At 49.7% G+C, this 17444-nt stretch carries 3 protein-coding genes; 2 read left to right on the plus strand and 1 reads right to left on the minus strand.

Features of this window, described 5'->3' with window-relative positions:
• Positions 1 to 14792, minus strand: a 14792-nt coding sequence (locus B9Z35_RS11395; protein ID WP_146178989.1) for a hypothetical protein, incomplete at its 3' end; no start/stop codon positions are given.
• 338 nt (positions 14793 to 15130) lie between these two features.
• On the opposite strand from B9Z35_RS11395, the gene B9Z35_RS11400 reads away from it, so the two are divergent.
• Complete coding sequence (locus tag B9Z35_RS11400; protein ID WP_146178990.1) at positions 15131 to 15853, plus strand: hypothetical protein; 723 nt, start codon at positions 15131 to 15133, stop codon at positions 15851 to 15853.
• 19 nt (positions 15854 to 15872) lie between these two features.
• Positions 15873 to 17438, plus strand: a complete 1566-nt coding sequence (locus B9Z35_RS11405) for a sensor histidine kinase (RefSeq protein ID WP_108283843.1) — start codon at positions 15873 to 15875, stop codon at positions 17436 to 17438.
• Positions 17439 to 17444: the final 6 nt, after the last annotated feature.

A 17444-nucleotide genomic window follows, 5' to 3' on the forward strand; every position in this document is an offset into this window, starting at 1 on the left:
ACATTCAACGCAATGTGATCGTTATGCGCAAAATTCAATCCAGCATGGATCAAGGCGTTCGCCTCAACTTGATCAATGCTCACTGACAACGACTGCCCTGCACCACCCAAATCAATGTGATCGATGCCCATCGCCGACAACTCGTTGGCCATGTGCGCTATACCCGCCACATCATCCACCGAAGCGTTCAACGTCACATCCAATGCATCATCTTGTGCCTTAGTCAACGCCACACCTGATGTGCCACCAAACAAACCAGACAACGTGAAGTCCGCTCCGCCCGTGCCGCCTTCATTGAACGCGTCACTGCCCAAGTCCACGTTCACAGCATGTCCGCCAGTCACCGCAACCGCATCAACACCCAACTTCGTCAAGTCTTTCAGACTATTGCTCAAGTGTGTCGAGTGCGCGCCCGATGTGTCCACATTCAACGCAATGTGATCGTTATGCGCAAAATTCAATCCAGCATGGATCAAGGCGTTCGCCTCAACTTGATCAATGCTCACTGACAACGACTGCCCTGCACCACCCAAATCAATGTGATCGATGCCCATCGCCGACAACTCGTTGGCCATGTGCGCTATACCCGCCACATCATCCACCGAAGCGTTCAACGTCACATCCAATGCATCATCTTGTGCCTTAGTCAACGCCACACCTGATGTGCCACCAAACAAACCAGACAACGTGAAGTCCGCTCCGCCCGTGCCGCCTTCATTGAACGCGTCACTGCCCAAGTCCACGTTCACAGCATGTCCGCCAGTCACCGCAACCGCATCAACACCCAACTTCGTCAAGTCTTTCAGACTATTGCTCAGGTGCGTTGCGTGCGTGCCCGATGTGTCCACGTTCAACGCAATGTGATCGTCATGCGCAAAATTCAATCCAGCATGGATCAAGGCGTTCGCCTCAACTTGATCAATGCTCACTGAGGCATTACCCATGAGGTCCACGGTGTTCACGTGAAGGCCATCCGCACGCAAGGCCTCTATCTCACCTTGGAAACTTGCAGGGTCACTTAACAAAGCGCTAAGTTCAGATGAACCCGTGAGATCCAGCGATACGTTATCAATGCCTTGACCCGCAAAGTCCACATAACCAGCGCCGTGACCAGCCAATGCAGCAACCTCTTGGAATTGAGAGGCAGAGGTAACTGACAAAGTCACATCTAAGTTTGCAGCATCAATGACATGGCCGTGAGTGTCCTGAGCGAGGATCGAGGGAATACCTCCAGACAAGGTCACTGAGCCGTCTTCGGCATCTGACAGGCCGACCTGAACAGCTGCGTGGCCCGACTCATTGGTCGAAACGCCAGTCATCATTGCCCCCGTGAGGCCAAGACTGGAGAGCTTCTTCAGGCTCAGGTCGAGGGTGTTGTTACCGTCCTCGTCCTTATGAATTGTGTTGGATAGCGTCTCATCCTTGGCAATGTTTTCGATGATTGCCTGATTGATAGAGGCTGTAGTGATTGGCTTGACAGCAGCTGCGGCCTCGACGGTCTCTGCCTTAGAGACCTCTGCAGCTGTTTGCAAGAGGGTCGTCTGAGAAATTCCAGCAGCAGTCTTTGCCTGGCTCAAGAGCAGCTGAGCATCAACGTCCGTGCTAGAAGCAGAGAGCGCATTTGCGAGACCGGTGTACTTTTCAATGATTTGGTCGTTCACAGCATTCACACTCTGAGCGATCGCTTGGGCTTTTGCAAGACTCACTTCATCTGTACCCAACGCATTGACCAACGTCTCAGACGTCACAAGTTTGAGTCTTGCACTCAGGTCCATGCCTGAGGTCGAATCAGGGTTGGTTGAGATGGCATCGAGCGTTTTGAACAAGGACTGCGCCATGCTTGACTGAGCGTCAGCACCGGCAGACTTAGTCAGTGCAGAGGTGGTCGCTTGCATCAAAGAGAAGACGGCTTGCTGAGTCTTGAATGCATTTTCTGCAAGGAGTTGGACCCCTGGGTCCTTGCTAGACATATTCTTAACAGGATCAAATGTTGCGAGATCCAGTCCCTCAAAGCCCAAGGCCTTGACAATGCTCGCGCTAATCGCTGACACATCAACTGTCTCGCCGTTTAGCGCTTGCGCTTGTGCAACGAGCGCCACCAACGTGGTCAGGGGCGAGACCACAGAGAACCCATCAGCTGCGATCAACGCACCGTGGAGCTCTTGTCCGGTGAAGGTGTCTGTACCACCCAGCGCCACCAGATGGCCAACAGCGCCACTTAGATGTAGGGCGTCTAAGGTCGCATTGTCTACGGTGATAGTGGCCAATCCATCATCACCAGTTGTCACACTGAAGGCCGCCTCATTACCGTCAAGGACGTTATCGCCGTTGAGGTCATAGAAGACCTTCGCACCCGTGACGTAGCCGTCAATGATGCGCGCTGTAAAAGTCTGACCCTCGTTGAGGCCTTGCACCGTGAAGACAGCCTGACTGTCGGAGCTCAATTGACCATCGCTGATGGTGTAGTCAAACTTGAGTTGGACGTTCTCACCGCGGCTCAAATAATCAAAAGCGTGCGGGTCAATCTGCAGAGTGTGGCCGTCTTTTGCCACAGAGATTGCAGCGTCCAGCACACCGTCAGGAAGCTCAATCGGTTGGCCTGTCTTAGCATTAAATGCGTGCGCAGCGTACTTGCTGACAAAGAGATTTGTTGAGTCAACGTCAGAGACATACTTGGTGTCTAACAAGTTGACCGAGAATGACACATCATCTTCGGTAACAGCATCGAATGTGCGAGCAGTGATTGTTGGGGCGTCATCGGTGCCATGCACAGCAACATCAGTGCTGCGTTCAATCTTAGAAATCACCGCACCGGATGGCAACTCTTCTTGAACTTTCCAGTTCAGGCTCAACGACTCGGTTTGATCTTTAGACAGGTCATTAAAGAGGTTGCTAGCTGAGTTGATTTTGAGGAGATGTCCATCCAAGATGACAGTATCGGTCTGGGTGAGGTCCAGCTCCTGGCCCATGTAGCTGACATGAAGTTCGCCAACTGACAAGTCAGAGTCAATATCAGAGACACCTTGCAACAGATCAATGGAGACCCAAGAAGCATTGCCGGAAATATTCGTCTCATCAAAAGAAACTGGGGCGACCGCTGCGTTGACCACCGGCGCATCATTTGAGCCAGCCACAGTGAGCGTTGCCGTGGTAGGAACATCACTCGTACCATCAAAGACGTTGTACTGAACCTTGATCTCAACAGACTCACCATCAGCAAGGTAAGCAAAGCTTTGAGGGTTCAACACCACCTGTCCATCAACCACTTGGACCGATTCACTGGTGAGCGAAAGCGTCTCACCCGCTGAGCTCTTCGCACTCAACTCAACTGAACGAACAATCAATGCGTCATGTTTATCTGCGTCAGTCACACCAGTGAGCAAATCGACAACTGTCGAGTCACTGTTTTGGGTGAAGTCCAATGCAATGCCACTGCCCTTGATGACAGGCAAGTCGTTGCTGCCTTGGATCGTGAAGATGAACTGGTCAGCAACTGGCACTGCCACATGTGAGTCTGTCACCGAGTAACGAGCCGTGACAGTCAAAGACTCATGGCCACCAAGGTAGGTGAAGTAGCTCGGGTCAACAACTAGGCTGCTGCCCTGCAAACTCCATGACCCCTCAGGCAAGGATGCGACTGTGTGACCATTTTGATCAACCACGCTCAGCTGGACTGCAGAAGCACCAGAACCTGCCGCCAAGCTCAACACATCGCTTTGGTCAACATCATGCGCACCAGCGAGCAAATCAAAAGTCTGGGTTGATGCGTTTTGATCAAACGTCTCTGTACTGTGCATTGAAACAGTAGGTATGTCGTTTGTACCAACAATAGTCAACGTGGTCGAACGAACAACGTCCTTGATGTTGCCAATGGCGTCTTCAGCAACACGCCAGCTTAGGCTTAGCTGGCTAGACTCCCCCTCAGACAGACCATCAAAGATCGATGCATGAGGGTCAACTTGGATATGGTTGAACTTATCAAGCCAAACTCCATTTGCTTTGCAAACCTGAATCGGCTCGCCTTTGAAAGTGGCGGTCAAGGAAGAAGAAACCAGTGACGCATCAACATCCACCAAACCAGCCACTGCATCAATGGCCACAGATGTAGTTACTGTGTTGGACTCATTAACAGTTTGAGTAGGTGTTGGGTAAGCAGAAACTATCAAACCGTCTTGACCAACAACGTCAACACTGAATTTGATTGGGTAGCTGCCGTACTTCGAAGTCACAGCCATCTGCAGATCAAGCGTGAGCGTTTCACCACTCTGCAAGAAAGCAAGCTTGGAGCTGTCAACGGTCACTTTGCCAGTTTGCTCATCTAGGGTGATGAGCTTAGCAAGTTGCTCAGTTGTCAAATTAAGGCTCACACCTGTTGAGCTGACAGCAACTAATGAGAGCGAGTTAGCCTTAAAACTGAGCGTCTCGAGAGGGTCCGAAGACTTTGTCAATTTGAGCGCGTCAATGACATGAATCGCATCAGGCGCACCTACCAAGTCCCCTTCAGCGAGGGAAATTGCGTGACCAGCATTGAACTGAGGCAGCTCTGAGGGCGAGCGAACAGTCACAGACAAGGTGCTCGTCGCGGTTGAGCCAACCAAGCTTGGTGTCACCGAGTCGTAAGAGTAGGCCTTAAGAGTCAGGTTGTACTGACCTGCACTTGCCACGCCACCGTTCGCAACTGAAGGCGCCTCAACAACGTACTTGCCATCAGTCAAAGCGGCGTCGCTCAATGTATAAGTTGAAACCCCAGAAGCTGACTTAGCAGGCTCAACCAAACTCAAATTACCTTCAGAGTTAATAATAAAAAGTTTGAGCTTAGAGGATGCAGTTAGTGTGAGCACCTCTGTTTCGTTATAGGTACTCTGCCCAGTGACGCTCAAGCCTTTGAGGGTGTAGTGGTCGCCCTCAAGCATAACGACATCACCAGAGGTAGTGGAGAACTTCAGGTTCTCTGGAACACTGGTGATGCCAACTGTCAGAGAAGCAGTAACAGGATCAACAGACAAATAGTTATCTGCAAAGACTTGCTGTGCTGTGACTGTGAGGCCGACTACGCCGTTGTAGTTAGGGTCAATAGATTTAAGGACTGCGCTCTCAAATTCAGCACGAGTGAGCTCAAGAGCTTGACCGCTACCACCAACGAAAGTTTTCGCAGTTGCACCATCCAAGTAGGTGATTTGCATGTTGGAATTAGCAAGACCAACTGAGACCTTGATGGTGCTGTTGAGGTCAGAGCCGGTCCACTCGCCTTCAGCGTTGACATCAAATAAATTACCCAAAGAAACTGACGCGCTTTGAGAGCTGTCCGCAGACTCTTTGATCACAACACTGCTTGGCCCAATAATTTGAGTCTTGCTAGCAGAAGGCTCAAGGGTCAGATTCAAATCAACAGGAGCACTTGCCAATGAGTTGCCATTGGATGGCTCCATCTGGACAACCTGCCAGTGCATTGTGACGCTCTGAGAGTCAATGTTGTACTGGCGCACGGAGGACCAAGTCAGGCCATCAAGATCTGACTCTGCAAATTGGTAGTACTTGGTGCCATCAGCCCCAGTGATTAGCGTGCCAGCAGATGGCACCAACCACTCTGGGACGTCCTTGAGCTGGTAGACCACTACCTCACCGTCACCGCGGCTGTCGACGCTTATGGTTGGCAGGTTGACGCCACCCAACAAGTGGCCATCATTGATAGTGAGTGGCTCAGTTTCAGACGCTGTGAGGACGGGCTGTGTCGCTACTTTGTTGAGTGTGATGTCGATGAACTGGGCAAACGACGCATCCTGCGAGTCAGCTGTCACTGATATGGGTGGCTTGTCGCTGAAATTTGCAGTGTCCGTCAGTTGGACCTTCACGCCAAGCTGGATATCTCCAGCGTTTGGTGTCTTACCCGTGTGAACGAGGCGGTAATAGCCCTGCAATGCAGGATTTTCTCCTGAGTACTGCTCAACTGTGATTGAGAAATCATCGACTGAGGCGTCACCTGTGTAGTTCAGAGTCCCGGTGTACTTGACAACGAACTCGAAGGAAGCAGACTCCGAACCGTCAGCATCAAAAGTCGAAACCTGTGGCTTAAACCAATGGTCAGAAGCGCTGTCCTCGTCTAGGCTCAGGCTTGTGATAGCGCCAGATTGGTCAATAAAACTTGTCGAGAACGCCGTTGGATCAACAACAGGTGCGACATCAATAGATCCATTAATAAGACCTGTGTCACCGCCTAAAGCAATGCTTTGCTCAATTGAGCTAGAAACACCTGCAGCAGGATCAACAGAGACAGCCCAGTATTGGTAGTCAATCGAACCCGAGAAGTACTGGTCAACATCAAAGTGCAACGCATTAGAGATGAAATGCGAATCACCAGAATCAGCCAAAGGATTAGCTGTGGCACTGACTTGGAAGTATCGAACACCAGCTAGCAAATCTTCAGGGGTTGTCAGCTCTAAAGCGCCATCAACGCCCTGCACTGCTTTAGCTGTTTCACCCGTAAGTTTGAGCACGAAGTGGACATCTTCTTTGGCATCCACTGCAGCGGCTGAGAGCGTCAATTGGGGACGCAAGTCACCAAGGGCACCCTCTTGGGCATTTTGCGATTGATCAATTGCCTCAACCTGTGTCGCTCCATCAGCAACAGGGTTGATGTTTAACTGAACATTGACCGTGGCAGCCGAGACTGCTTGTGAATCACCCTGATGAGACAAACCGCGCAACTCAACGTTAACGCTTTGGTCAAAGAAGGGCTTAAAGCCTACAACAACTGAGCTCAGGTCAGATGAGTGGACCTGGTAGTAGCCATCAACAGCAACAACGGACTCGCCATTGAGCGTGACTGATTGCACAAAGTCTTGTGAAGAAACACTACTTAACTTGAACTGAACGAACAAAGACTCATTGGCATCTGGGCTCGACACCTTGACCAAAGAGTCACCGTCGACGGTGCCATCTGATGTCAAGTGAATCGAATGGCCCTCATCCAAGGTCAAAGAAGCGACTTGGCTGGAAATGATCGGCTGATCAGCAACGCCAGCAACTTGAACCAACTCGACGTTTGAGAACTGACCCGTGTAGGTCTCGGCGATCGGAGTTGCGCCAGGCAAGATCAAAGATGCAACTGGCTGAACAGTCAAGTTAAGAGGCTCAGCGGTTACATAGTTATCCGCAAAGCGAATAGAGATGCTGCCTTTGATCTGGTCTTGAGTCAAAAGCCAGAAGTCTGTGTGCACATTATCTGAGCTGAGAATCTTGGCACCAGCAGACAACGAAGCGCCGTCGGGCACACCGTAAACCTTAATGAGGTGAGTAACAGTGGCATTACTGACACTTGCTTCAGCTTCTTTCAGATTGACTTTGAAAGTCACACCGTTTTGACTGTCTTCCAGAACAGAGTGGAGTCCATTGACTGCAGAGGCATCTTCAATGGTCAAAGTAGCACTAGGTTCACTCGTAAAGTGTTCGTGCGTCGCTACTGTCGCTAGTGCCCCAGGTAGATAGGGAATAGCAACGGCAAACAATGACGAGTGCACTCCATCGCCCCAAGTGACTTGCGCCTCATACAAAGGAACAACCCCACCAGCAGTTGCAGCACGCGCTGCAGTCTCGGGAATATCAATCGCAAAGTTAGGAAGGTCAGACAGGTTGATCAGCTCACCGCTGTCAACCTTACCAAGGTCGGAGCTATCAAACCACAGCTTGATATCACCATAACGTGAAACCAACTCGTTCGCAGTGATGTGAGTCTGACCTTGCGCGGTGAACTCTCCAACCAACTCACCAAAGTCCTTGTAAAGCTCACTGAGCGTCACGCCATCAGCTGTATTTGCGCCTGGCTTGACCAAGAACGCGAAGCCGGTCAATGCGTTTGCATCACCATTGAGCCAATAAATTGGACGCTCAACGCCAGACAAGGACTGATTGAGGTCAACGTTGACGCTCAGGTCAGTAACCAAGCTCGAAGAAATGGCTGCACCGCTCAAGCTCAAAACCAAGGGGTCAGCTGCTGCAACAGTTGGGTCAAAAGTCAAGTGCATTGACTCGCTGGCCGTCTGATTTGAGGTGCCGGCAACAGGATCAGAGATGAAGGCTTGGAAGCTCAATGTCGATTCCAAGCTCGTGGTCTGTGCCGAGTCGAGCATTGGGTCAACCAACTGGAGCTTCATGCCAGTAATGTCAGACGCAGAAATCATCCAAACACCACCTGTACCAAGTGAGGCACCAACCAAATGAAGCTCACCACTAGTTGGATTGATGACTTGGAAGTAGGCCCCGTCTGGCACACTTGTTATCAGCAACGAAACATTATTTTCTGTAACGCCAGCAGGCACATGGTCAGGCAGTGTCAAAGTAACTGGCAAGGTCGTGACAAATCCACCCAAATAATCTGCCTCTACATGCAGCGTAGGCGCTTCAATTTTTTGATAAACGTTAAGAGTAACTATTGAAGTGACGTCTTTTGTAGCATCGCTTGCGCCTACTCTTGCGTTTACCTCTGTAGACGTAGCCGTGACATTAAGCTTTAGTGCACCCGAAGCACGATAGTCATCGGTTGTGCTTACACGCATCTGGTCAATAAAGCGCAAGTAGTCACCAGTCAAAGTGACAGTATGGGTTTTATCAATGATTAAATCATCCAATTTTGAGCTAGCACCAAAGCTCAAGACCAAGTGATCACCGTCGTGTAAATTGGAGGCAGAAATCTTGACTGAAAGCGTTTCAGAACCGTCACGATCGGTGAGGTTAGCCAAAACAGGAACTGATAGGCCAACACCTGAAGTGATCACACCAGAAACGGTATCTGGCGCCACCAAGATAGGTGCATCCGCGACGGCACTGACGCAAACGGTTGCCGTATGGATCGAGCTAGATCCACTGCTGAAAACTATCGATCCATTGGATAGTTCGGTTGATCCTGCTGTGATGTCAACTGAGACTGGACCACTGAAGTTAGCTGCAGGCACAAGCTTGTAACTTGAGAGATCACCTGAGACTACATACTCAAGCTTACCGTTGACCAATGTGGCCACGACAGGCGAGCCTGAGGTGCTAACCAGTTTCAGTGCGCTTGGAACAGCGACTTTGTAGACCACTGTCTCGCTACTGTCGATGGCAGTGGCTTGCGTCTTTATCAAAGATGCCAATGTAACTGCTTGATTGGTAGCGCCTACAGCTGCGCTAGCATCTTCTTTCATACTGACTGTATTGACAGTCAGTGAATCATTTACGCCGTTGGCAATAGGCTTGAGTGACAAAGACACGGTGGCGGCATTACCAAGTGCGATGATTTCCTGCCCAGCAGCGTTCTTAGCGACAGTGTTGTCAGCCCAAAACTCTTTGGAAACCGTTTGAACGGAAACGTTTGCCAAAGAGTTTTTGAAGTCAGCGCCACTTTCATAGTCTGAACCGCGAACGATCAATTTTGAGTAGTCAGAAGCCTTGATTTCGTAGAAGTTTTGTCCTGACGACTTGGACAACAGAACAACAGTTTTATCATCGTTTTGAATCGCAACAATGAGCTTTGGATCGGCGACGACACGAACAAAAATTTGCTCTGAAGAGTCGACAGAGACCTTAGAGGCCAGACGAACCATAGACTCGACATTGACCCAAGAAGCTTGCTGGGCGGTGCTCTCGTTAGTGGTGCTGACAGACTTGACAACAATTGGCGAGCCAGGCGTACTCGCAACAGGTTGAATCAAGAAGTTAAAACTAACCGAAGTCGAAGCAGTGCCAGTCACAGTCAGCGTGTTGGATGAACCGCCAGTTGGCTCGTAGTTGCGCGCTGTGATGGTGACAGTATCACCCAAAGGAGAGCTAGAGGCGTAATTCGTTGCGGTGCTGAGGCGATAAGCCAAGAGATCGTTACAGAGATTTGCTTCACTGACAGTCAAAACAAATTTAGCAGTGCCATCTGAGCCAATGAGTGTTGGCGCAATCACGGTAGGGAAACCCTGCGAATCGAGCTTAACCAAGGACGTGAATTTTGGCAGACTGATCTCGATCGAGACTCTTTCGTCTGAATCAGGGGCGACCAACTTCTCGAAGTAACGCCCCAAATGCAAATCAAGGAGGTCCTTGGCTTGCGCGTTTTCACTCGCTACAGGCAGCGATGCGGCAAGTTTTGTTAAGGTCGCTTGATCTGCGAAGTGAAGCGACTCAGCAACCGGCTTGATGTCTAGTGAGACGGGGGGAGACTGAGGAGCGTAGCTAGTATCGTTTGCTGTCTGTGCAAACGAGGTAAAAGCTAAAGTTGCTTTGCCTGAGTAGTTTGTCGGTGAAAAATAGGTCAGCGTTGAAAAATCAACTTGCAGCTGCTGATCAAAGTTTGCATGAGACGTGTCAACAATTTTCCATCCGCCAACACCCACTCCGCCGGCATCGGCGCTGTATGTGAATTTCAATGGGGCGCCACCGCCTTTGAGACTAGCTGTGAAGTAGCCGTTTTGCAACTCGACTGGATCGCTAGCGCCAACGCTAACTACAAAACCAACCTTTTCAAACTGCTGCCTAAATGGATCTTCAGTGAAGTTAACAGGTATACGAACACCTGCGGTGGCATCTTCTAGACCAATCGCACCCGAGACTGAGGCCGAAGGTGCTGATGGTGGTACCACCACATCGAGCTGGGTCGTTGGCAGAGCTGTGTCTGAAGAAATAGAAGCGCCATCTTGCGAGTAAACGCTCAAGGAAATAGACTTGCCGTAAAGGCCCTCGCCTGCGTGCAAAGTCACACTATCTGAACCTGTTAGAACGGTGCGAGACAGCGTGTAGGTCAGCGTTGCGGACCCATCCGTATTTTGCAAAACCTCAGGATAGACAAGGTCACTACCCACTTTGATGCTAACGGCGGAGGCATCAACATGTGAGAAAACGAGTTTGACGTTATAGGTCTCCGATGGAGTCTTAAGCTGAATGAACTGGTCAAGTGAAGACAAGTAGTTGGAATTACCTGCTTCATAAAGGGTCTGGTCTTGGCCTGCTACCAGCTGCAAACTCGATAGGTCATGGGTCAAGGTGCTGGACAAGATCTCGACTGGATCGGCAACGGGCTCGAGATAGATATCTGTAACAGCGAGCGAGTCAGACTCTACGGCTGGAGCGGAACCAGTTGCAGGCGTATCCGTTGCCTTGACTTGATCAATCGTGAAGTTTCCATTGAAATCAGCCTTGGGGATGATTTCAAAATCAGACAGGTGCTTGGCAGCGACCGTAACAAATCCATCCCTATCCGCTTGCAGGATCGAGGTAGCGTTGTTGACGGCTACAACGGTAAAACCCTCAGGCAAGTGGATTTTGAGAGATACCGTGTCAATTGTGCGTTCGGCGTATGGCTTAACTAAAAGCAGCTCACCCAAGTTAATTGGGATGTCCTCTTGGAAACCAGAGAGGTGATTGACTTCCACTGTAGGAGCAAAAGCCATCTCATGCATTGGCACAGTGATGCTATGAGCAGCACCGACAGCGATGTTTGTTGCAGAGAAAGCCAGTCCATCATCCAAGGAGACAGGGGTCACACTTAAAGTGAAATTTGATTTAACCGTGTCAGGGACATCAACTGTAAAAGTTGCACCCTTGAGTTGGAACTGCCACCACTTCGCACCCACGGCGTCAGTGAAAGAGGTCAAATTCGATACGCTACTTGCTGAGATAGTTGCAGCACGCAAACCAGAGGAGATTGCATAGAGACTTGCGTCAGACACTCGCAAGTAAAGATGCTCCGAAGGTCCAACCAAATCAGTAGAAACAAGATTTGGAGCGATCTGAACAGAGACAGTGCCAGTGGAAGGCTGCCAATTTCCCTCTTGAGTCCAACCTGCAACCAAAGATAAAGACTCAACAGGCGTGTCTGAGACTGGTGTAACGGCAAGGTCGTGCTTTAAGGTGAATGCGTCTTGAGCTGGAACAAAAACCACATCAGCAGAACTAACGTGGTTAACAGTCTGTAATGTGGTTTCTTCAAAGCTTCCCACCAAGAAACTCACCTGTGGAACAGCTACGCCATCTTGTGTCGCAAAGTTAGCAGGAGGTTGGATGCTTAGCTTGGATAAGAGAGCAACAAGAGTTTGTGTTTTGGTTTCAAAAACAGTCAACTCTTGACCGCTGAGCGCATACTTGAAACTGTCATTCAAGCCTTGATAAGTCCAGCCGTCTGGCAGCATCATCTTCACAGCCAACAGCTCGGAGTGATCGACTTTGTCAATAAGCTCATTGCGAAGCGTATTGACAAACTCACTCAACGCAGTGGGGTTTGCAACTAAAGCAACCGACGCATCCTCACGTCCTTGAGCTATCAAGGCCATGTCAAGCTGCTCACCTAGCGCACGTGCACTGGAAGCGAGGCTGTCTAAATTCAAACCATCAGTTTTGGAGTTAACAGTGAGTGTTAGGCTGGAGTCAGCGCTATTGAAAAGGTTCGCATAACGAGTCGTCGCAGAGACTGCAACCGTGACATTTCCGCTGAAGTCACCAGGCAACTGAACTTGTAAATTGCTGTAATCCGCTGCCACAGCTTGCGAGCCCTGAAGCACCCAGCTGTGTGAATAGGGATTTTGGATAACTTGCGTGTCTCCAAGCATCACAACCGAGCCGTCAGGCAACCCCTTGAGTTGAACTGATCCGTTGACACCCAAGGCACCAGCATCAAGACCCAAGTTAAGTGTTACTAGGGTAGGAGCAGAGACACCTAAATCACTTACACCTACAGCCTCATCAACAGAAGCCGAGTGCGCAGCGATCTTTGGAGCTGCAGGCTGTACATAGACTGTGAGCAAACCAACTTTTGAGTCGATTGCAGCAGCTGCTGGCGTTGCAGGCGCAGACGAAGATGGCGGCGACGCGGGCGTTGAAGGTGTAGTTACAACCTTTTGAGCAACATAAATAACGTCAAGCTGGCCGATCTCTGAATTTGCATCCGCAGAGTTGGTAATCTGAACCTTGCCATCAACAATATCAAGGGTGATATTTGAAGGCAAAGCTTTGCTGATAAGCGCTGAAAAAGTCGAACCCATCTCGCCAGCGATGTAGCCTTGAGGCTTGGCAACAGTGATGTATTTCCCATCAGCTGAAACCTCATAGTTAGATATTTCAAGCGTTTTGCCTGCATCAGCACCTGAGGTGACTTGAAACTGCAAGCCAGCAAAAAATGTGGAGGCACTTCCAGCAGGAGTTGGCCCGTCACCAATATGAAGGCGCAGAGTCGAATCACCCTCTTGAACGTCAAGCACCTTGACATTCATTGCACGCGGATCAAGCAATCCAACGCCAACGAGCTTTAGATTCGCGCCTTGAACAGAATCGTTGGCTAACACATCAACCAAACTCTTAACAGGCGCGCCACCAGCAACTGGTGCACTCACTGTGACGACATCTGACTTGGTGGAAATGCCAGAAGCATCTGCCTTACTAAATGCAATCTTCGCTGCCTGCGTTGCAATCAAACTATCGATTGCACCCGCTGCAAATTTTGAGTTCAGCCCGTCAAGAAGCGCTGCATTGTCTTGACCTGCAACATACTGAGAAGAAATGGACTGAATTTCTTGCAAAAGAGCTTGCTGACCTACGGCTGCATAACTCAAATTCAAACCAGCTTGCACATCAGCCTGACTCATGTTGAGCAAGGCATTGTTAACAGCTACCACCTGATCTGAGGCTGCGTTGATCAAAGCACCAAAAGCAGCAGGATCCAAATCAATGCTGGTGAGCGCGTTATTGAGCATCGCCTGCATTGCATTGCTATCACTCAAGATATCGTGAATCGCAGAGGTGTGGTTCTGTGCAACTGCAGCACCAATTTGAGCAAAGACTGCGTTGTATGCAGAGGTAGCACTTATCCCACCGACTTGAGAAACCAACGCCGTTGCGTTGTTAAGTGTGACCAGTAATGACTGACCTATCTTTAACACTTCTGCGGCTTGCGCAGCATCTGCCCCACCCTTGGTGAGCTGGCTCATCGGGTCGTAAGTCAAGTCCTTTGTGGACAATCCGGCCGCCTGCAAGGCGGACTCACCACCGGCCTTGGTGTAGAGCGTAGAAATTGGGGTGATGTAGTTGTACCCAAGGGCACCAACCATCATTTGTATCGGAGACAAAGTACTTGTATCAATACCGCCCAAGGAAACGATCTTGATGTCTGTTAAATCAATTTTGGTTGTGAACGAGTAGTGACCAGCATCATCCGTGCGAGCATACGGCTCACCTTCGTCCCAGCTCAAGTTGTGATTCAAGTCAGCAAAAACAGTTGCACCCGATACGTAGCCGTCAATTACAAAGCCACCAACCTGAACACCACTTGCATGTGCAATTGCCGCCCCAGCACCACCAGAGCCACCTGACAGCGCAGCTAATGCAAGACCAGCCCCGCCTAGCGGCAAGCCAGCAAAGTTGTTTGCAAGGGCCTGAGGCAAATTGAGGTCAGGCAATTTAGCCAATGCCTCTGCGGCATCAGGCGAGGCCTGAAGGGCTTTGCTGACTTCGTAATTGACCTCGTCATTGAGGATGGAACGAACAGCCTGATGACCTGCATCTGGCGCAGATGGGTCTATCTTGGTCGCACTGGCTGTGGCTTGCGCGCTTGCAATTTCATCTTCAAGAACCGCACGCAACGACTCGCGTGCGCTTTGAATTTTTTGCTCTAGCGTTGCATCGTCAGCAACGTTTTGAAGGAGAGATTTTTCATCCGCAGAAATGGGTGGAACTTCAACACCAAGCTCGGTCAACACCTCAGCTGGAAGCGCCTGCAGCAACTCAGGAGTTGGCTTGTAGCCCTTTGCCTGCGCGGCTCTGACCTCTTCGACAAAGAGTGCCAACAGCGGGAGTGCTGCACCAAATTTTGCGAGTCCTTTGTCTCCAGACAGCAGTTTACGAGCGCCCTTTTTCAGGGTACTCGTAAGCTTTGAAGATTTGTTTTTCTTCTCTGTCATGGACAATTTTTATTTCGGTTCTTTTGGCAGTTATTTATCAGTTGTGTGGAATTTATCACATTACTTAGCAAATTGCTACGTAGTTCCCGAAATATTTTTTTCGGCACCTACCTATTTGATTTATATCAAGTTGATATCCATGAGTGTGACTGACTGGAATTTGGTTTAAAATAAGCTAATCAAAACGGTAGCTAGTTGTAATTACCTCATTTTTAGAAGAAAAATTGACAAGCGCTAATTCTTATCACTACAAAAAGGAAAAGTCGGCCCAAATGCCGGCTGTTTTCGTTGCCTTTAAGAAGCAGTCAAGGTTGTTTTTTTCTGCGCTTTTGTTCGTCGGGTGTACGTTAGATAGCGCTTCTTTTGTCAGTGCACAACCAATTAGCCAACCAACAGCTGTCGCCAACAGCACACTTCAGACCAAAATTAAAGCGTTTTTAGAGCCAGAAACAGGTTTGAACAACGAAATTCGCGCAGGCCTTGCACGTTTAGAGCAGACATGTGAATTCACAAACAAAACGAAACCATCTGCAACGGCGGCTACACCGCTCTACTCAAAGAGCGCACTCATCGCCAAAGATATCGTGGCGGCTCGGGCCATGGCCAACGAACAACAAGCCATAGCTGACAAGGCAATAGCCGAATTTCGAAGCGCACAGTCGTTGAGCATGAATACATGCTCAGCATTACCCTCACTGTTGCGTATCAGCGAACAATGCATTCGCTACCAAAAAAACTCTGAGATTGCACAGGCTGTGAGCCAAGCATCACAAACCTATTTCAATGAAACACTGGCACGCTTCAAAAGCTATGAAGCCGCGGTGGATCTAGAAGCCAAGGGCTGCACACGCCCTGACTTTGCCTACAAATTGTGGGCGGCCGAGCAGGTGCATATCGTGCCCAAGCTCAAAACGTCGGGACAGCAACTGTCCGACTTGTTGAAATAACGACTACCCTTGGTGGCACATGAAGCCTCCAAAATTCCTGACCTATGTTTCTAAACGCTTGGACGATAGCGCCAAGCTTTTTGTGCTGGTTGCCGTGACTGTGGCGCTGACGAGTTCAGCCATTGTGTTGTCTGCAGATTTTGTGCAACAGCGAAAAATCAATGAACTAAACGATTTAGCGCAGCGTTACACAGCCCAACTACGACAAAAAATTCATGATCAAGAAGAACAACTGCTCAACATCGCAGGTCGTGATGATGCCAATAATTTTGTTACGTTTGGCGAGCGTGCCAAACGTCTCATCGAAGAAAACAAAAGCTATTTGCACATTGAGTTGCGAGACGAAACAGGGGTATTGATTGCGCAACGCGAGAGTACATCTGCCAAAGAAGTTTGGCCGTTTTTAGCGAGGCAACAGCTCCCACCCTCGGTTTTATTGAGCTTCTTACGAGCCAGTGAACAACAAAAAATTTATTGGGCCCACAGCTACTCGACCACCGGACGCAGTGATGCAGAGATGGTGGTTCCATCTCGTAACCAAAAGAACTTATGGGTCGTTCGCATCGATGTCAGCAAGTGGCTACCACCCACTTCTGGCATAAGCTTGCCAGCAGATGTTCAAGTGACATACAACGAACATCGCCCTGAAAGTCTTGGCCCCGTTTTAACTGTCGCAGTCCCATTAGAGTTGCCTGGCAATGATTCGCATCTCGTGTTTTCTTACGCCACGCCATCAACGATTAAGTTTGACTTAACTTCTCTCACATTAGCTATTTTGGGACTGACGCTGTGTGTGTTGCTGATTCGTTATGCACTCGAAACAAAGAAGAATCGTCTGGCGCAAGAGACCATAACGCGTCAAGAAATGGCACTGGTCAAACAAAGCCAACTCAGCACCATGGGAGAGGTATCAACGGCACTTGCCCATGAACTCAACCAACCGCTGGCCACCATTGCCAACTATGTCGCCGCCTGTGAAATGCGCATGAAAAGCCAAGGCTACGAAGACCCTGTTTTAAGAGATGCTTTGCAAAATGCTCGCCAGCAGGCGATGCGTGCAGGTGAAGTGGTACAGTCGATTCGCAACTACCTCAAACGCAAGCCTAATGTGATGGCGACTGTAGACGTCAAAGACATGCTCAAAGAGCTTGAGCCAATTTTGATGCTCTCGGCCAAAGAACATCAAACCCAGTTATTTATTCAAAGTGAAGATCATTTACTTGCACGCATAGACCCTGCGCTGCTTGAGCAAGTGGTGCTCAACCTCAGTCGCAATGGTGTTGACGCCATGGTGGACGTAGACCCTGCAGCGCGCAAACTCAAAATCAATGCTTACACGCACACGTCGAGCAATGGCAGCGTATGGGTGCGCATTGATGTGGAAGACTTTGGCCATGGCGTGTCTGATGAAGCTGCCGCGAGTGTGTTCGAGTCGTTTTTCACGACGAAAGCTGAAGGTATGGGCATTGGCTTGAGTTTGTGTCGCTCTGTGGCGGAGAGCTATGGTGGACGTATTCGTTGGAGCAATAACGCGGCAGGTGGCGCTACGTTTTCGCTGTTTTTACCCAAGCTGTTGAACGCATAATCAACG

The sequence above is a fragment of the Limnohabitans sp. Jir61 genome, from assembly GCF_003063545.1.
In the GTDB taxonomy this organism is placed as follows: domain Bacteria; phylum Pseudomonadota; class Gammaproteobacteria; order Burkholderiales; family Burkholderiaceae_C; genus Limnohabitans.